Below are 18,421 nucleotides of genomic sequence, written 5' to 3'. Positions count from 1 at the left end.
CAATCATATATGGAAGAAACCAATTTATAAAGATTCCATTCTCTGTTTTTCCGCCTCTATATAGTCTTACACATTCATTATTTCTTTGTCATAGTCGTTTTCGATTTCAAAATACCGAATACCTGCTTGTAAACATTTTGCTTTAAATTCTTTATGTTCTTTGATTAGTTCTTGTATCGTTCTTTCTTCTGGCCAATTACGGACTTCAATTGCATTTCTATGTTTCACTAATTTAGTTTCGAAGTTTTCTTGAATATAATTCGTTGAAAAACCGAAAAATACTGGAATAACCTTTTCAGAATAATTAATTTCAAAGTCCTTGATATAGTGAGGCAATATTTTAAGTCACAGTGACAACCCGAAGGCACAGTATTCCTGAAGAAAACCAAATTGTTGTAAAAAATACACATCAGGCAATCATTTCGCAAGAAACCTTTGATACCGCACACGAGCTAATGAGAAGTCGCAAGAAAAATTATACGAAGGTAAAAATACATATTTTTACAAATGTCCTATATTGCTCTGATTGTGGAACAGGTATGTGGTATAGGCAAAATCGAACTGGCTACATTTGCGGGAGTTACGCTCGGCATGGAAAAATTGCTTGCACTCAAAGAACAATAAAAGAAAAGGATTTAAAAGAAACAATCCTTTCTGATATTAAAAAAATGGCTCAAGTTATTAACGATAAGGAATACTTGAATACCCTTGCAGAAGAAACTCTAAAGAAACAAAAGCAAGTTGCTCAGTTATTAAACAACATTGAAAATGAGATTAAAGCTTCTAAAGGAAAAAAGAAACGCTACCTTGAGATGCTTGCAGAAAAACAAATCACCCATGAAGAATATCGAGAAGTTGCTGATGATAATCAAGAAAGGATAAATGAATTAAATATTAAAAGGAGTGGGCTTGAAGCCTCACTCCGACATGATGAATTTTTAGGACGTATTGAAAAACTTCGGAATCCCATTAGCAGCTTTTTACCGCTTCATGAGGTAACGGAGGAAATACTCCATCACTTTGTTGAGCGGATTGAGGTAGATAATCACGGTATTCCTATGATTACTTATCGATTTTCAATTTCACCTAGTTAATTCTCCCTCAAAACCATCTGCGACACACATTCAACATGTGTGGACTGTAATTGACAACACAATGGATGTTGGTGGGTTTATCAACATTCTTAATGTCGTATAAGCTCAAAAATTATCTAACGCTTGAGATTAGTAATTAATTTTTGGATTAATCTAGGTTTCCGTGTTACTGTCGTATTCGCCCTTTTCTGTTTAATTTCTATTTCTATATCTTTCATAATATTCCTAACCTTCTAGTTTCTTTTCATCACGCAACCAATGCAACCACGCAAGAAACGTGAAAGAATAAGTATTATATGGAGAAAATCTACGATGGTATTCTTTGTGAAGATTCTTATTTAATATAACTGCATTCTTCTGGTTATAGCTAAATTCTGGGTATTTTCGCATACTGTATAGATGATCTACATCTATATTGTTTGTATCTCCTATTAGTTCACATTTTCCCCCATTAAGCTCCTTAACTTGTCGTAAGAATGCTTTATAGTCAGAACCTTTACGATTAATTTCTTTATCGATTGCAATATGGGACAAGTTTTTTGTTGTTTTAAAAATCTTTTTGGCTCCATTTCAAATATATGACCAGCGATGCAGCTGTAAACCGCTTCCTCAACCAGTCTTTTGAGACAAATTAGAACTACTAGTTTTAATTGAAACGACAGCTTTTGTAATGAACCTATTTCATCCGAAGAAGGTCTTATTACAAATTTTGGTTATAATCTCATTAAATTTATTGAAGAACAAGGGAAAGACTTTAGTGAAAGTTAGCAATTTACCAATCAAAAACCACAAGAATACTTTCTCCTCAACGAATTGATAATCTTCATTGGTTAAATTGGCGATCAATTCTTCAAAAGTATCCATTCTATTATTGAAAATTTCCAAAGCTTTAGTCCACAGTTTTCAATTTACCTTTGCTTATAAGCAGTACTTATTATTTGTCTCTGCTCTAACTATATATTCAAGACCCTTTTTGCTTCATATTTTACTTTAACTCCAATCACTTTGGTCATTTCCTTCTATATAAGACCAATCCTATATCATAACTTATAGATAGCAAATTATAAGATTGTTGGTTTTGTTAAATTAAGAATGGAAGATTGTAAACAAAAACAAACTAGAATTAAAACTCAATTTAAAGGATAATAGAATAAAGTAATAAATCTAAAGGAAGTGTTTTTTGTGAGTATTACAAAATCATTTTTATCAGAATACAGAGGTGAATACACAGAAAGGAAGAGTTTCCGAGATCCAGCAATAACTGTGAGAAAAACGTTGTTGGACATAATTTCAAATTATTCAACAGACTATTATAAATTTGATGCACAAGACAGGCTAACATATCTTCAAGACGATGAGTTTGGGTACGCATATACAAAAGTTTTTTATAAAAATAATGGTCATAAAGGAATTGAAATACATAATTCAGAGGAATTATATCATTACGAATTTAATGAAAATAATATATTAGTAAAAAAAGAAATAAATAGGAAAAACTGGGATGGAAGAGGTAATTATACCTTAAGCCCGATTTTTACTTATTTACAAGTTTTTGATAATTATGAAAGAGTTATTCAGCAATCCGTCAATACACATAAGACTGGGATGACAGGAAATTATGAAATTGAATATAATAACTCAACTAATCGAATCTCTAAAGTGATTTATAACAAAAATATAAAAATAGATTTTATATTTAAAGATGAAGAGAATAAATTAGAAATTAATGCTTCTAATGGTTACAAGGAAGTTAGATTATTTAATCTTAATGGTAAAATAATATCAAGACAAATATTCAAAAATAAAGTTTTATTAACAACTATAACATTTACCTATAATGATAATAATTCTTTATTATTACGGGAACAGAAAGTCGAAGGAGAATCTCCTTATTACTTTAAATTAGAATATAAATACGATTCGTGGAATCGCCATACAGAAGTAGAAGCCTTTAGTAAACACTATCAATATACCTACCCAGATGGTGATTCTAGTTTTATTAATACTAGCACTAAAAAAATATATGAATATACAAACGATTCAGTGGCAATACGGACTAAAAGATACGAAATAGCAACCATTGAACATAAGGATAAATGCTTTTTTTATAACAAATTAGATGAAAGTAATTCCACAATGGAGGAATTTTACGAAATACCAGAACTTTTCCTGAATCAGAATGGAGCGATAGTTAAAAATGGGTTTAAAAATAAAAATGGTACTAGACAAACATACAAATTCACACTACTAAAAGATTTTTTATTATTAGATGTTAATGAAGCATACCTTAGATTGGACTGTGCTGAAGAAGTGAAATTTTTCAAAATAGATGATTTTTATATGTGTGCAATAGGAAAACTAGATTACAAAATGTTTGTAAATGATGTCTATTATTCTATTAAACCTTTAACTATTGACTTATTATCAGATGTACATCTTAATAGTAATTATCACTATTTGTTCGAAGAAATAGATATTCAGATGTATAGGAAAGATATTGCTAAAAGTAATGACAATGGCTCACAATATGATTACTTAGATTTTAGATCGGTTTGGGATGAATATGACGAAGATGGTGTTCCTTATAATGATTATGAAAAAGATTTGTACTAAATACAATGCACAGAAATGAACTTTTGTTTATCTAAATAAATGACTCTACTCTTTAAAGAGTGGAGTCATTTTGATAAGTTTATCAATGCCTATGTTGGGTAGAAAAACCTACTTGTACTTTTGTAAAGATACTTAAAAAACCTAAGATAATACAATTGATATGTTCCAAATCTAGTAAGGGAGTCTTTCCGAATGAATATTGAGCGAAAAAGGAGGTTAGTTAAAAAGCCAAAAACTTTGGAATGCTTTGTGCTCAAAACATACAGCTCACTGTTAATTCCCCCCAGGTTCATTAACCTTGTATAAATTTAGTTCCTTGACTATTGAAAGAAATTCCCCACATATATCGAGGAATCGAATCATTCACATAATGATAATTAATGACTTCCTTCATATAGGATTCCGTTGTCAATTGTTTCCCCAACTCAAAAGGAAGGCAGCTTTGACTAGAAATGACCAAATGAATCCTTTTAATGCTTGGTTTATACCCAAGTTCCAAGATTGTTTTGAAAATGGCTTGGACATATTCGTACAGCTGTTCCTCATATTGAATTGCATTATGCACAGGTTCTGGAAGAGATAAATGGACAAAAGGTACGTTAAATTGTTGTACCTGTTCTGGTGTTATAGGCATTGTTACACTTACCCCCAGTACAACTTCTTCCACTTCTGATAGATTCATATTGTCAATGGGTTGCTGTAATGACAATTCCGGATATCGTTTTTTCTTTCTATACCAACGATTGGCATTTTGCAACTTGTAATACTTCTGATCAAAGCGATGATATTCAAAAAAATCTGTTGTTGGATTTCCTTTATATCGATATCCGGCATACATCGTAAGTGGAATTGGAGCGTTCCCAGAATAACCTTTTTTGACATCTTTGTTTTCCGCACAAAAGGATTCCATTTTTATTCCAATTAATTCAGTAACATCATCGTATCTCTCCTGATTCATTCCTTTTTTAGCATAATAACTTAAATCGATTTCACGTTCCTTGAATTCAAACTGATTTAAACCAACATCAGTCCTATGTTCCTCAATTCTTCTTTCTTTTACCCCTAACAAATTTAAAATGGTTAATTTGTTTTTAACATAGTGAGACATCCATATCCCAATGACAATCAACACCGATCCGGTACCAAGTTGGACATAGTTAGTATCTAGTTCCTCATCTCTTAAAAAGGAAAAAAGCTCGGCAGAAGCACTTCCGAAAGAATCTGTTATTAAAGCAAGCCCAGTCGTGATGAAATTCACTGAAAATCCAAATTCGATCTGTCGACTCTTTGTTTTAATAAACAGAAATATAACTCCTGCTAAAAATATAACAATAGTAAGTAAATCCCAGCTCAATAACCTCAACCTTTCCGATTCATTTGAAAAATCAAGTATCGAAAATCCTTAAACACATCACCAATTAATTTGGCAATGTGTTAGCAATTATATTGAATATCAATAATGATACTTTTTCTTTCTTCTATTTATTGTATTGGGTGATTTATGTAGCCACCTTCTTGTTTTTTAGGTCTCTCTGAACTTGAAGTCAATTTCATACCCTCCTCTTTAGTTCAACTACGGTCGTATCTTCCCCGTCACCGTACCAAACTTTTAATTCATATGTACCTACTATTACAAAGAATAGACATCCAGATTCAAATTCCACTTTTAATAATCGTTTCCAATCTTTCCGGTCGATAGTTGAAGGAACTGGTATACTTTGAGGATGAGTGTGCCATTCCCCAAGATAGAAGCAACATCCTTTTTCTCTTTCAAATGCTTCATTCATATACTCTTGATGCCCATCAGGTTTTCTACTGAAGCGAGTTCTTTTTCTTTTGTCTGTTGGCATTGGTTCAGATACATCATCTATTATGATATTATTATCTTCCTCTAGTATTCTTCCGATCAGTATTCCGCCAGCTTCTTTATCCGTCCATCTCAACTGTTTGTATTTAAACATTTTTTCTATCGCTTCTGGTCGGATATACAATATTCTATTATCCGGTAATAAATAAACTTCTTCGTTATTACTGTCGATGCATATCCACTCCTTCATTGGAACATACTGAACAGTTATCATTTTTGTAAAAACTTTTTCTTTCATCTAACTCTTCACTGGAAAAAGTGTATCTGATAGTTGTTTTATAACCATATTCCTTAAAAAGATCATCCTCACCCTTCCAAGATAACAAGGGATTCCCCATTATTTTTCCCATCAACACCTTTATACCTGTCTCCACTGTTAACATAGCTGAACGCTCACTGTCTAAAAAGTTATAAGGGGTGAATACCGAACCACAACCTGTTATTGTTTTAGAAAATTCTTGTCCTGGTTGAGCAAAAGCCGAGCGGTTATATATAGGTGATTCCTCATCAGCTTTAAATAAGCACTGGTAACATCCTTCTTTTTCCCCATTTAATGTGACTAGGGTATGGCCTCCTATTCCGAGAGGTTCAACCCAAGTATAAATTGTAGGTGGTGGATCAGGAAGTTCGAACAGTCTCTCGTTAATCCTCATTTCATTGTTAGGGGAACCAATAGCAATAACAATTAAATCAATATCACTCTTGCTTATTCTGACTTCATCCATAACAGTGAAGATGTTTTTCAAGTGTGTTTCAACCTCAGTAAATGGATATTTTCTATTTATTTCTGATTTCAAACCCCATACTTTTGGACAGTCATAGAAAAGTTCATCGTTAGCAAGAAAAACTTGATCAATCCCAAGTACGTGTCGATGAACATTTTCAAATGCCATATCATCAAAATCAACCAATGATAACTTTTTTACGCCCGCTTTTGCGAAACGCATAGCAACTTCACTACCTACTGAACCTACTCCAGCAATTAATATGTGTTTATCCTTCAGCTTACGATTCCCACCAGTTCTGTTTAGGAGATATTCAGGATGCCACCGTTTAATTTTAGCTGGATACAAATTAGTATCTTTAGGTTTTAAAACAAACGGATGTATTTGTTTCTTAACCTTGCTTTTTTTCTTAAATGAATTAAGATTAATAACATTCCCATCTAACCCACAACCAAATAACGAAACATTCCCATTTGAATTAGGCAAACCGACAATCATATACTCAAAAATAGGGTGGACATCTTTTACCGGCCTGCTCACAATTCGGTTAAACTCTTTTTTATTTTCCTCTGACAGATTAGAGAATATATTATCCTTTAATTCTGCAAAGCTCCATTCACTATTTAAAGGTGGCAATAAAAAAGTTCCTTCTTTTAAGGGAATGTATAAACATCTGTACTTAGTTGCATTTTTTACATTCAAACCAAAAACAGTATTAATTGTTTCTTCTAACTTTTCTGTTTTTTCAGCAGCTACCTTAAGAAATTTTTTATCTACTTTTGTGCTCCATAGATCCAATTCTCTTACCATCATCTCTGTTGTATCGATATGAGCATATATGGTCAGAGCTCCACCCCAATATACTTCAAACTCTTTTACAAAGTCGTCTATGTTTTCCCCTCTAACACCTGCTTCTATCAACTTTATAACCTTTTCTAAACAGTTTAATAGAATCGAAGATGGGTACCTTACATCTATAAGAAGGGACTCACTTCTAGTGAAACACATATAACCATTAGCTAATTTATGAGGAATTTCCCCAAACAGATCTTTACTATCATAAAATTTTGGAATCTCGTTAGGAAAATTTTTAGGGAAGCCAACTGTTAATACAGCAGACTCCCCGCAAATCTCAACTTCTATCTCTGCTAGGCTTGTACACCCAGAATATTTTTTCATATCTACCTCGTCCAAAATGGTAAACGAACTGATTATGTCTTGGTCAATCACATCTAATTCTGCTTTAATTTCTTCTAGGTTTATTTTCATTAACCCTTCTCACTCGCAGACTCAGAACTAGTAATAACAGCGGCCGCCATAGCCTTTTTACCCGTCGATGCTTTAGTCGGGACAGGAAAATCGTCTCCAAACTGCTTTTGTAATATTTCCGCTGCTTCAGTAGGGTCCGTTTTTCCTTTTGCCTCATCTAATGATGCCAATAGTTCTTCTAACTTTTCTTTAAAAGTTTTCATCTGCTTAGAAGTCATCTTTTCGAATAACTCTGGTTTCGGATCAACTGGAAGGTACACTCTTAATCTAGGCATAAATTTATATTCACCATCTACTAATACATACTCGTTCACAAATTTAGAGATCATATTAGAGACAATGTTTATCAATGCATCTAAATCCTTGTATGTTGTTTTGCCATCAAACAAATCTGTCTCTTTTTGAATATCTAGCCAATGATAGACGCAAGAAGTTAGTGCAATACCTGTGGGCTTACCATTTACAGATGTGAATTCATTGTCCTTCCACCTCTTTAGATATCGTACAACTCTTCTAAATTGCTTTCGGTCGTTTTCATCAGACAAGTTTTCTTTTATTGTTTTAATTAAATCCTTTGGATTTGATTCATCCCAATATTTATCCACTGCATTACTAGAAGGTTTTCCCTTTGCAAGATATACTTTTCCATCGCTGTTATTTGCTGCATAAACAGTAACATCTACGTGGTACCCAGCCGTATAAGTAACAGTTACACAAGGCTTCTTTATCTTCACATCTTTTGTATGTCCTTCAAGGGCATTAAGAATCCACTGTTTGGCTGCGATTGGATCTACGTCATCTTTAGACATATCGAAATATAAACCCACATCAATGTCGTAATCATCATCTAGCGGTTTAATTCCGGTATGCATCGCATAAGAACCCTGGGTAAAAACGCTGAATTCATAATCTGTTTCCTCTGGTAATTTTTCATTAAGCTTTTTAATAATGATATCTCTCTTGTCTTTTAAAATCTCATTTTCTTCTTTGAGTTTGATATTATCGTGAAACTTGTTGAACTGAGATCTACAATCTGCCAAATCAATCCCTCCTAAAACCTTCTATATATTTACCTAAATTATACCATATAAAAAGAATGGATGTTCGCTATATTTTATGAGTACAGAAATATATACCATCCGTACTGTATTTGCAAGACCATTAAAAAAAGGAACAATTCTGATAAGATCGTTCCCTTAAAAAATAAAGATGTAATATCATTTGCTTCATAATAAATTAGTAAATTATTTGTATAAAAAACCATCTATTATATTCCATACTTATTACTGACGAATATAAGGCTAGAAATAAATAGACTTACCCTTGTAAACCCTTTGTAATCTGCTTTAAAATTACATTATAGTAAGTTTTTATTACACTTCTTTCTGTTTCCTCAACAAGGCTATTATGTGCAATCAAATTTCTACACTCCGCCATTTCATCAATTTTAGGTATTATAAAATCTCTACTAGGAAAATACTTATTGAATACATCCCAGTTATTATCAATCAAGGAACCTAAATCTTTAAAATCTAAATAAAAAAGTTTAGATTCTCCCCTAATACTTAACCATTTGTTAGCATTAGCTTTTTCAATTCTATTTGTTATGGTATTTCTAAGGGCTTTAGGAACATTGATTTCATCAAAATAATTATCTCCATACTTTTCTTTACAGACTTGTTCTATGAAGATCCTTAAAGAATTTTCTACTGCATAAAGATAAGTATAAACCTCTGCCATATAATATCCTTTTTCTTTAATATCAGCCGGAAGAATTTTCGATAATATTTTACCGGAAATCCTATCTGATTGTTTTTCTAAATCTGAAATTAAATCATCTTCAACTTCAAAATCCTTTGTTAAATCAATTTCTATTATTATTCTTTTTACATCAAAACCCACTTCTGCTGGTATTAACTTATCGCAAGTTAATCTTAATAATTCTTTAGTTTCATCACTATCCAAGCCCTCAATGTTGACTGGATTGACATATAAATAAATAGAGGTAGCCATTGCATTAGATCTTCCCCAACCACCATCATAAAAAGAATATCCACCTGTTTCTATAGATAGGCTTGCTCCTCTTAATAGATGTGCTACTTCAGCCTCCTGTTTTCTTTTGAGAGATAAAATTATTCCATCTAACAATCTCTCATTGCTAAAAGGCAAGTTATATGTAAATGACATTGTTTTCCCCCTCAATTTCTTATAGAAAGAACTCATTCCTGAAGAACCTTCAACTGATCTGTACCAACGAGAAAATTACTTACTAATAAATTAAAAGTCGGATAAAAAAGATTTACTTTATATAGGTCTAACGAACAATACTAATCCTCTTTTTTACGAGCAAAGGACCCTATGGTCCTTTGCTTAGAGTTATTGTTAATATATTAAGCTCCTTCATAATCCTCAACATTACGGTTAATGGTGTCAATAACACGTATTATACCTTTTACATCATCAATGTTATCTCTAAACAGTTCCGTTACGCTGCCTAGAGCCCGGAATGGATCTTCCTGTAATACTTTCTTTTCAAGAGTTCCATTTTTGACAACATAATCAATGATGAGTTTAACAAATCGTAATTGATTAACATTTAACTTTTCTTCATTCAAGAACTCCGAAAATGCTTCATTAGCTGCCTGTTGGTCAAGACCTACTATTTGTCTAACGAGTTTTGCAATCGGGGTATCACCAAACTCTTTTTTATAGTCATCCTGGGTTCCAAGTTCATTCCACAGAATTCCTTCAAGAGTTTCTACATCTTGTCTGGTAAGTGGTTTGTTATATCGCAATTTATAAATCGCTGTTTGATCTTGATGTTCTTTCAAGTATTGATTTACCTTCTTGCGGTAATTTTGCAGGTCATTTGAGCCATAAAAAGGAGCTTCATCTTCACCAATTAAAGTAAAGTTATCCTTGAAGTTAGTGTAATAATCTTTTTGGCTTTCTTTTTCTAGGAATTTAACCAACTCACGTATTGCTTCACGAACCTCTTCAAGTTCAAAAATATTGGCTTCTTCCCAAAATACATCTGTCTGAACCTTCAAAAGAATGTCTCTTTTAGCATTAACTTGTGGGATGGTACTTAACTTAGAAAGCTCTTCGGCTGTCTGAACTACACTATTAATTGGCCTAGCTGCATTCTTTGCTGTTAGTTTGGCAAGTTCAATGGAATACATTACACTATCGAATCGCTTTGCTAGTTCATCATCCACTATTGAAATAATTAATGGAGAGATATACTCTTGAATTTCACTTACATTCGTTACACTAAGAGCTTGCCAGTTCTCTCGGTTTTTATATTTGTGAACATACTGTAGATGCATTCTTACTTGGAAGTTTTCATCATTAAGCCGACTAATCTCTTGATACACATCTTCAATTAATTCTTTACGGTGTCGAATATAAGGTTCTTCCTGAAAATCGATTACCTGAAGTTCTTTAATAATATCTACCTTCAAATTAAAGATCCGTTCAGTTAACCCAACTGAAAGTTTCCCTTCAATTCCTTTTTGATTTTCTCTAAAAAACTCAAAGTTTCTTAAATAATCAAAAATTAAAAAGTACTCTTTATCCTCACCGACTCCAAAAAGATTTGGACATAGGCGAGTACCACGGCCAATCATCTGCCAGAATTTAGACTTTGATCGAACCTTTTTGAAAAATACCAGGTTGACCACTTCAGGAATATCTACCCCTGTATCTAACATATCTACAGATACTGCAATCTGAGGAAATTTATCCTTTGTTGAAAAATCATCAATAAGAGTTTGAACATAATCAACTTTATAATCAATTTGAGCCGCAAATTTTCCATTGTATTGTGGGTATATATGGTTAAAACGTTCAACGATACGTTTTGCGTGCTTGGAATTATTAGCAAAGATAATTGTCTTACCTAGTTTATCTCCACCTTCAACCTTAATTCCTTTCTCCATTAGGTCATTTAAAACTTGATCGATAGTATTGTCATTAAACAACCACTGGTTTACAGCAGAGTTACTTATCTCTTCGCCTTCTTCATCATTAAAGGTATCTTCAAAATGCTCTTTCTCTTCATCAGATAACTCATCATATCGAAGACCGTCATCTAAAATTTTTGAATACGCTTCAAACGTTCGGTATTCTACTAGATAACCATCTTTTACTGCTTGTTCAAGTTCGTATGCATAAGTAGGAGCACCGGTTTCTAAGCCGAAAATATCGTAAGTATTTTTATCAATTTCATCTTTTGGAGTAGCTGTTAACCCTAATAAGATGCCATCAAAATATTCAAAGATTGCACGATATTTTTTGTATATACTCCTGTGACTTTCATCAACGATTATTAAATCAAAATGGCCAACAGTAAAAAGTTTATTACCGTCTTTTCGTTTTGTATCATCAATGGCATTCATCATCGTTGGATAGGTCGAAAATACCATCCGGCTTAGTTCTGGGTTATCTTTGTTATCTAGCAAATTGCAAAGAGTCATACTTGGGAGAAGGTTATTAAAGTTTTTCTTTGCTTGTAATACCAAAGCCGTTCTATCCGCTAGGAACAACACATTTTTCACCCAGTTATGTCTTACCAATACATCAACCAGGGATACAGCCGTTCTTGTTTTTCCGCTTCCAGTAGCCATAACTAAGAGTGCTTTTCGTTGTTTTGACTGAATAGCTTCACAAACAGCAAGGATAGCCTCTTTTTGATAATAACGGTTTGAGATTTCCTCTTTAATTTCAACATCCACTAATGGTCTTTGTATTGTCCTCCGATCAATTAAGAGTTGAAGATCGGACTTAGTATAAAATCCAGATACTTTCCGCTCAGGGTAATTCACATCATCCCATAGGCGAATATCAAAGCCATTTGTGTAGAAGATAATCGGTCTTTGACCGTGCATTTGCTCAATACAGTCGGCATATAATTTAGCTTGCTGCTTTCCTTTATTAGCATCATAGGAGGTTTTCTTCGCTTCCACGACTGCTATAGGTTTCCCATTATCACCAAGTAAAACGTAATCCACAAATCCTATATTTTGACTGTTCGGCATACCGGAAACTTGATATTCTTCAATAACATTTTTTCCAAACTCCCAACCAGCTAACTTAAGTTCTAAATCAATGTAGATCTTCCTGGTTTGGAGTTCAGAAATTTCGTCAACTTGAAAATTGTATTGTTCGGTGTTTTCAATACGTTTATCAGTTAAGACCTTACGCATTTCCTCATTTTCACGCATCAAATCCTCAAGTTTTCGGTCTTTGGAACTCAACTTTTCATATAACTCTTTATATTCTTCAGATCTTCTTCTCGGCTCGTCTCCAGTTAAAAGAAGCTCTTCTTTGAACTCTGATTCAGTATAATTATCAGAGTAACAATAATCTAACCAATCAACAAATTGATGAAGGTTATGTAATGCTAATACAGCTTCATCCCTTGTTATAGAAGAATTAGTATGAACTGCCACATTGCCTAGCTTAATGATGTATTTCATTAATGGGAAAAGATCTTCATCTATAATTGACTTAAATGTAGGTTCGTGAATCAAACTAGATAAATTATCCTGATAGGGTACCTTTAACTCACTATCTGATGCATACAACCACTTAACTGATAGTTCCAATGCACGACGAGTTAAGATTGCACACGTAGCAGGACTTACCTGAAGGCTTTTTTCAGCCTCCAAGCAAGCTTTTGTAAAACTTTTAAACTGATCTTTTACTCGTAAAAACTCAAAATTACTTAACAAGGTATCTCCCCCTAAAGAACTGTACAAATTACTTTACTTGAGGTTACTTTAAACCAATATACCTTTAAAGCCTTGTTGTAGAAGAGATTGAAAATTATTTTGAAGTTCTTTAAGGCTGTTTTCTATTAGAGTTTTTTGCTTTTCAATTTCAAAGAGAATATCTACGAATTTTTTCTGTAATTCGATCGGTGGTACTATAACTCCAAATTCTTTCATTATTGAAGTGTTTAAATTGGGTTGTGTGCCATCAGGTGCCGTTTGTCTAAAATAATTAGTATAAAAATTTAATAGTTTTAACAAAAAGATTTTATCAATATTTTTTGTAATATTTTCAAATGCTAGCCATCCATCGTGAATACACCCATCAAAAGTTATAATCCTTGCAAAGCCTAAGCTTACACCACAGTTTGCAAAAATTAAACTACCACTGGGTACTAACCTACTTTTTCTTATACCTTCCTCTATTATCTTCTCTTTGGTACTCTTCAGATATATACTATCCCCTAGAGTGGCATCTCCAATTTTTATCCAAGGTACAGTGCCGCCCAAATACATATTAATTGGTCTTGGGGAGCCGCCTCTAACAACAGTACAAAGTTCTCCTAGTTTTTTTACATTCCAATTGTTTTTATTAACAATTGGATCTCCAAACATTTCTAAAAATACACTTTGAGTAAGAGAGGATAATTCTAAAATTTGTGATTTTCTTAAATCAATAAGTTTCGAGCTACGTTCTAATAAACTTACTAATCTTTCTTGATCCTCTATACTTGGTAATTCAATATCTGTTTTCTTAAGGTAGTCATCTAACTTTAAATTTATTATCCCAGTAGTTTTATTTTGGAATTTTAATACTCTCCTCATTTGATGAAGGTAAAACAAATAGTAAAATAGATATTTGTTATAAACGATTGAATTATTTGGTCTAAGAATACTTGTGAAGTTATTACACAGATATATATCATCCTTAATATCAAAAAAGACAACCCTTCCAACAGGTTGGTCAGGAGACCCACCTGATTTTTCAATAATAATATCTCCATACTGTAATTTCTTTTGTTCAATTTTTTTTTCATCTATGTCTCTGGTAACAACTTCTTTTTCTAAATCTAATTTACCGATATTTGTAAAATTAGTAGTTCTAATAACTTTTACGCCTTCTTTTCCGTTAAGTTCATTCCCCCATTCACCACTAATCACATTTACTAAAAGATCGTAAACTTTATATTTGTTCATTTAATAATGCTCCCAACTCATTGATACCGGTATTAATTTCATTCTCCAAATCCTTAATCTTATTAATGATAATTTTGGGGGATTCATACTCAACTTCCTCATATACAATCTCTTTATACTTGTTAATTGATAAGTCGTAGCCATTTTTGCGGATATCGTCAACAGGTACATAGAATGATTGTTCGGTACGTTTTCTATTCGTTTCATTTTCTAAATTTTCAAACCTAGCTAAAATATCTGGTATATCATTAGACTCTATAGGAATACGTTTATCATCTAGTGAATATCCGTCAGATTTCATATCATAGAACCAAACATTATCTGTTCCACCAGCATCTGTTTTTGTGAAAATCATTATTGCTGTAGAGACTCCTGCATATGGCTTAAAAACTCCTGATGGCATAGATATTATAGCTTCTAATTTATGATTATCTATTACTTCTTTCCGAATAGACTTATGAGCATTTGAACTTCCGAATAGGACACCGTCAGGAACGATTGATGCACAACGTCCGCCTTTTTTTAACATTCTTAAGAAAAGTGCTAAGAATAAAAGTTCGGTTTTCTTTGTTTTAGTAATTTTTAATAAATCGTTTGCAACAGACTCGTAATCTAAAGAACCCTTAAATGGTGGATTTGCCAATACTAGAGTATATTGTTCAGTATCTTTATTCTGTTCTGATAAACTATCACGATAAGCAATATTTGGATTATCTACGCCGTGCAACATCATATTCATTGCCCCGATACGAAGCATAGTCCCATCCATTTCAAATCCGTGAAACATTCTTTGATTGAAATGCTCTCTCAGACTTTGGACCAGGAACATATCACTGTGATTTTCTTTTAAATACTCTCCAGCAGAAACAAGAAATCCTGCTGACCCCGCTGCTGGATCCACGATAATGTCTTCAGGCGTTGGCTTCATCAAATTAACAATCATATCAATGATATGACGTGGGGTTCTAAACTGACCATTTGTACCAGCTGTTGCAAGTTTTGAAAGTAAATACTCATATAAGTCACCTAGAGTATCCTTTTTACCATCTGTATTACTGGCTTGCATTAATCCATTTATTCCTGCTACTACTCTTGCTAAGAGAGAAGGTGTCGGCATTACAAAAATAGCATCCTTCATAAATTTAGAGTACACAGAACCTTTTCCACCAAGGCCTTTGATAAAAGGGAAAACTTCCTGGGATACCACATTAAACATTTCGTCCGGTCCCATATTAGAAAAAATAGACCAACGCAATTGTGGCTTATCTTCTGGGAAAATTCCTTCGTGTTCTATTCCTAAAAGTTCTGCATCCATTTCTTTTTTCTTTTCGTTATCATCTAGGCCCTTGATATACAACAAATATGTAAACTGCTCAATAACAGTTAAAGGATTTGTTATCCCACCTGTCCAGAATGTCTCCCAGACTTTATCTACTTTATTCTTCAATTCTCCCGTAATCATTATTACACCTCATAAATTAAGAATCATATAAGCATATGTAAGTTCTATTATACTATATCTCTTCTTGGAAATATAATGGTAAACCCACTACTACCGTCCATACATATAGTTCTTTTTACCTAAATTCAATTTTTTTTATTTTTTTCTCCAAAACCTTGGTTTTCAAAAAAATTAAAGAATATAATCCGTTTGAAAATTTTAAAGCGAGAAATTCAGCAGTAATTTAGCCAATAATATAACACTTACATACAAGAATAAGTATTGAGCTTAAGTTACTTCTTATTTCTTACCATACATCAATAGAACAAGGGGAGAGAACTTTGAAAGTTACACGCTATTACGCATCTCAAGCAAATGCCCTTAATGCAAGGACTATTATCCAAGATTTATTAGTTACTGAGTTAGAAAGAATGTTAGATCAACCAGCTTATGAAAAAACTCTAATAGATAAGAAAGATCAGATAGGAAGTGAATGTGCTTGAGACATACAGAACAAGATTTTCAATTAAAGAGATTAGATTCTAATAACCTAACAGAAAAATTAGTAAGGCTTCAGGAGGAAGGCTACTTATCACCATTTCTACTTGAACAATTTCTAGCCTATAAATCTGGAGGTATAAACAATGAAAGAAGATAACATTAAGTTTTTCCCCGGTCAGGAGAAAGGAATTATCAAAATATTTGTTAAGGACACTGATGCAGAAGAATCTGTACAGCTAAGATTTGATTTTGTATTTGATGACCTTGAATCATAAGAATTTACTCTTAACCGTATAAAACACACCCCTTTCCGTCAAAGATGAAAAACGGAGGTGTGTTTATGCGGAAGAAAATTAATATTCAAACGGAATCTGAGATGAACCCTATAGCAGATATTTGGATGCAGCATTTAATCCAGCGAATAATTGTCGAGCAATTAGACGTTCATCATAGATTACAAGCGAAGTTACTTTATCAAAATATATTGAAGGGAAGAGAGGACAGTGGTTCAAGTAATACAAAGCAAAATTAAATACAAGGTATTTTTTCGCAGAGTTAGTACCATCACGCAAGATTTAGCTATGCAGGAATCTGCTGATGCTTTGTACAGAGAAAAGTACATAGATAAAGAGATCTTAATTTTGAACGAAGATGGAGTTTCCGCTAACAAATTGAACATTGAGCAACGGCCACAGATGAAAAAACTCATCAACTTAATTATTAATAATCAAGTTGAAATTGTTTACGCCTTTGACCGTACGAGATTGTTCCGCGACTTTTATGAGTCAAATTATTTTGTTTCTCTGTGCAAAAAACATAACGTGGATATCTTCTTTACATCACCCGGACATCAGCAGGCAACAGATAGCACACTTCTTGAGGGAGTTATGAACATTGTAAGTGATGTTGAGGGAAAGAACATTGCGAGGCGAACTGAAGAAGCGAGAAAAAGATATCCCCCTCGTAAACTTGGATACATAAAACTAAAAGAGACCAAGCAGTACATTAAGGATCCAAGTAAAAAGGATGCATTACTCCAATTCTTTTCAGCAATTAAAGGAATTACTTCTCTTGAAAATTTAGAAGTTACTTTAAACGAATATAAAAGAATCCTTAAAACTACTACAAAGCAACTATTAAAAATTGCTAAGGACCCTTTTTATGCCGGATTTGACTTAACAAACGGAAAGAACAAACTCTCACATATAGAGCCTTATTTAACGTATGAGGACTTCAAAGAGTTGCAAGCTCACAATAACTTACTTTTATCTTATCAAGATATTGAGCGGTCTTTAATCAATCAAGATATTTACGATGTGTGTTGCGGGATTTGTAGAAAACCGATGAAATTTCATATGGATATTCCTACTGAAAAAGCCTGGTATTCCTGCTCACGAAAACATTCAAAAACTTTAATAGAAACAGAAGATTTAATTCTAATTATTACCGAATCTCTAGAGAAAATCATTGAGCACCTAGATACAGAACTACTTCTTAAGGATTCAAGGCATTTCTTCCATTTAATTCACAAAAATGTGAATGCAGAACTAAGATCATTGGAATTAAAAAAACATAGTGTGATGGAGAAAGTCATTTTAGAGACTGATGATTTTACTCATTGGAGACAGCATCCTCACTATGTTGAATTAACTAAATTAGAAAAGACACAAATCGACTTCCTTAACCAAATAGAAGAAAAACAGGCTCTATTATTTGAAAATGAAACCTTGGTGAGAATGGTCAAAGATTACCTACACAAATGCAGAAAATCAAACCCTTATTTTCTTGTTTCAATGCTGTTAGGGAAATTATATGTTTATCCGAATGAGGTAAACCTTGTGGTTAATAAATTTGATTACCTTTCAGATTTACAGACTCAATATGTACTAAAAGGAGAGAAGTTATTATGAAATGTTTTGCTTATTCTAGGATCGGGGTCA

Annotated in this window: 17 protein-coding genes; 7 read left to right on the top strand and 10 right to left on the bottom strand. The window is 32.9% G+C overall.

Translation table 11 applies throughout. The annotated features are described in order from the left end of the window. Positions 1 to 66: 66 nt before the first annotated feature. Positions 67 to 336 (bottom strand): hypothetical protein, encoded by a 270-nt coding sequence (locus ACTQ5K_RS02065; protein WP_441993427.1) that lies wholly within the window; start codon positions 334 to 336, stop codon positions 67 to 69. 14 nt (positions 337 to 350) lie between these two features. On the opposite strand from ACTQ5K_RS02065, the gene ACTQ5K_RS02060 reads away from it, so the two are divergent. Continuing rightward, positions 351 to 1,094 (top strand): recombinase zinc beta ribbon domain-containing protein, encoded by a 744-nt coding sequence (locus ACTQ5K_RS02060; RefSeq protein WP_441993425.1) that lies wholly within the window; start codon positions 351 to 353, stop codon positions 1,092 to 1,094. A gap of 225 nt (positions 1,095 to 1,319) precedes the next feature. Here ACTQ5K_RS02060 and ACTQ5K_RS02055 read toward each other — a convergent pair whose 3' ends face one another. Further along, positions 1,320 to 1,628: a hypothetical protein gene (locus tag ACTQ5K_RS02055; RefSeq protein ID WP_441993423.1), complete on the bottom strand. Its 309-nt coding sequence runs from the start codon at positions 1,626 to 1,628 to the stop codon at positions 1,320 to 1,322. 648 nt (positions 1,629 to 2,276) lie between these two features. Here ACTQ5K_RS02055 and ACTQ5K_RS02050 point away from each other — a divergent pair. After that, positions 2,277 to 3,707, top strand: a complete 1,431-nt coding sequence (locus tag ACTQ5K_RS02050) for a hypothetical protein (RefSeq protein ID WP_441993421.1) — start codon at positions 2,277 to 2,279, stop codon at positions 3,705 to 3,707. Positions 3,708 to 3,999: 292 nt separating this feature from the next. On the opposite strand, the gene ACTQ5K_RS02045 is transcribed toward ACTQ5K_RS02050, so the two are convergent. The 8 genes from ACTQ5K_RS02045 to ACTQ5K_RS02010 form a co-directional block, all read right to left on the bottom strand. Further along, positions 4,000 to 5,061 carry an SAVED domain-containing protein gene (locus tag ACTQ5K_RS02045; protein WP_441993419.1) on the bottom strand — a complete coding sequence of 354 codons (1,062 nt, stop codon included), beginning with the start codon at positions 5,059 to 5,061 and terminating at the stop codon, positions 4,000 to 4,002. 196 nt (positions 5,062 to 5,257) lie between these two features. Continuing rightward, complete coding sequence (locus ACTQ5K_RS02040) at positions 5,258 to 5,812, bottom strand: Mov34/MPN/PAD-1 family protein (RefSeq protein WP_441993417.1); 555 nt, start codon at positions 5,810 to 5,812, stop codon at positions 5,258 to 5,260. Beyond that, positions 5,736 to 7,568: a ThiF family adenylyltransferase gene (locus ACTQ5K_RS02035; protein ID WP_441993415.1), complete on the bottom strand. Its 1,833-nt coding sequence runs from the start codon at positions 7,566 to 7,568 to the stop codon at positions 5,736 to 5,738. Before ACTQ5K_RS02035 ends, ACTQ5K_RS02040 begins: the two co-directional genes overlap by 77 nt. Then, the gene (locus ACTQ5K_RS02030; protein WP_441993413.1) at positions 7,568 to 8,608 is read right to left on the bottom strand and encodes a nucleotidyltransferase domain-containing protein; all 1,041 of its coding nucleotides are present in this window, start codon (positions 8,606 to 8,608) and stop codon (positions 7,568 to 7,570) included. Before ACTQ5K_RS02030 ends, ACTQ5K_RS02035 begins: the two co-directional genes overlap by 1 nt. A 277-nt stretch (positions 8,609 to 8,885) precedes the next feature. After that, complete coding sequence (locus tag ACTQ5K_RS02025; protein WP_441993411.1) at positions 8,886 to 9,755, bottom strand: Swt1 family HEPN domain-containing protein; 870 nt, start codon at positions 9,753 to 9,755, stop codon at positions 8,886 to 8,888. Positions 9,756 to 9,958: 203 nt separating this feature from the next. Beyond that, positions 9,959 to 13,303: a DEAD/DEAH box helicase family protein gene (locus ACTQ5K_RS02020; protein WP_441993409.1), complete on the bottom strand. Its 3,345-nt coding sequence runs from the start codon at positions 13,301 to 13,303 to the stop codon at positions 9,959 to 9,961. A 48-nt stretch (positions 13,304 to 13,351) separates the two neighbouring features. Then, on the bottom strand, positions 13,352 to 14,539 hold the full coding sequence (locus ACTQ5K_RS02015) for a restriction endonuclease subunit S (protein WP_441993407.1): 1,188 nt from the start codon (positions 14,537 to 14,539) through the stop codon (positions 13,352 to 13,354). Then, complete coding sequence (locus ACTQ5K_RS02010; RefSeq protein ID WP_441993405.1) at positions 14,526 to 16,001, bottom strand: type I restriction-modification system subunit M; 1,476 nt, start codon at positions 15,999 to 16,001, stop codon at positions 14,526 to 14,528. Before ACTQ5K_RS02010 ends, ACTQ5K_RS02015 begins: the two co-directional genes overlap by 14 nt. Positions 16,002 to 16,321: 320 nt before the next feature. Here ACTQ5K_RS02010 and ACTQ5K_RS02005 point away from each other — a divergent pair, with 320 nt between their 5' ends. From ACTQ5K_RS02005 to ACTQ5K_RS01985, 5 genes are all read left to right on the top strand, one after another. Further along, a complete protein-coding gene (locus tag ACTQ5K_RS02005; protein ID WP_441993403.1) occupies positions 16,322 to 16,483 on the top strand; it encodes a hypothetical protein in 162 nt (53 codons plus the stop codon). Continuing rightward, positions 16,480 to 16,638, top strand: coding sequence for a hypothetical protein (locus tag ACTQ5K_RS02000; RefSeq protein WP_441993401.1), 159 nt, complete (start codon positions 16,480 to 16,482; stop codon positions 16,636 to 16,638). Before ACTQ5K_RS02005 ends, ACTQ5K_RS02000 begins: the two co-directional genes overlap by 4 nt. Next, complete coding sequence (locus ACTQ5K_RS01995; RefSeq protein WP_441993399.1) at positions 16,625 to 16,756, top strand: hypothetical protein; 132 nt, start codon at positions 16,625 to 16,627, stop codon at positions 16,754 to 16,756. The genes ACTQ5K_RS02000 and ACTQ5K_RS01995 overlap by 14 nt, the downstream gene beginning before the upstream one ends. A gap of 65 nt (positions 16,757 to 16,821) precedes the next feature. Further along, positions 16,822 to 17,013 carry a hypothetical protein gene (locus tag ACTQ5K_RS01990; protein ID WP_441993397.1) on the top strand — a complete coding sequence of 64 codons (192 nt, stop codon included), beginning with the start codon at positions 16,822 to 16,824 and terminating at the stop codon, positions 17,011 to 17,013. Then, entirely contained in the window at positions 16,985 to 18,391 is a 1,407-nt protein-coding gene (locus ACTQ5K_RS01985; protein ID WP_441993395.1) for a recombinase family protein, read from the top strand. The genes ACTQ5K_RS01990 and ACTQ5K_RS01985 overlap by 29 nt, the downstream gene beginning before the upstream one ends. The last annotated feature ends 30 nt before the right edge of the window (positions 18,392 to 18,421 follow it).

It is taken from the genome of Niallia sp. Sow4_A1 (assembly GCF_052116745.1).
Lineage (GTDB): Bacteria > Bacillota > Bacilli > Bacillales > Cytobacillaceae > Niallia > Niallia hominis.
This window is presented reverse-complemented; position numbering and strand designations above follow the sequence as displayed.

Excerpts from the sequence above, each read along its gene's own strand:
- ACTQ5K_RS02015 (WP_441993407.1), bottom strand. The coding sequence starts at position 14,539 with ATGAACAAATATAAAGTTTACGATCTTTTAGTAAATGTGATTAGTGGT.
- ACTQ5K_RS02035 (WP_441993415.1), bottom strand. The coding sequence starts at position 7,568 with ATGAAAATAAACCTAGAAGAAATTAAAGCAGAATTAGATGTGATTGAC.
- ACTQ5K_RS02010 (WP_441993405.1), bottom strand. The coding sequence starts at position 16,001 with ATGATTACGGGAGAATTGAAGAATAAAGTAGATAAAGTCTGGGAGACA.
- ACTQ5K_RS01990 (WP_441993397.1), top strand. The coding sequence starts at position 16,822 with ATGCGGAAGAAAATTAATATTCAAACGGAATCTGAGATGAACCCTATA.
- ACTQ5K_RS02025 (WP_441993411.1), bottom strand. The coding sequence starts at position 9,755 with ATGTCATTTACATATAACTTGCCTTTTAGCAATGAGAGATTGTTAGAT.
- ACTQ5K_RS01995 (WP_441993399.1), top strand. The coding sequence starts at position 16,625 with ATGAAAGAAGATAACATTAAGTTTTTCCCCGGTCAGGAGAAAGGAATT.
- ACTQ5K_RS02040 (WP_441993417.1), bottom strand. The coding sequence starts at position 5,812 with ATGAAAGAAAAAGTTTTTACAAAAATGATAACTGTTCAGTATGTTCCA.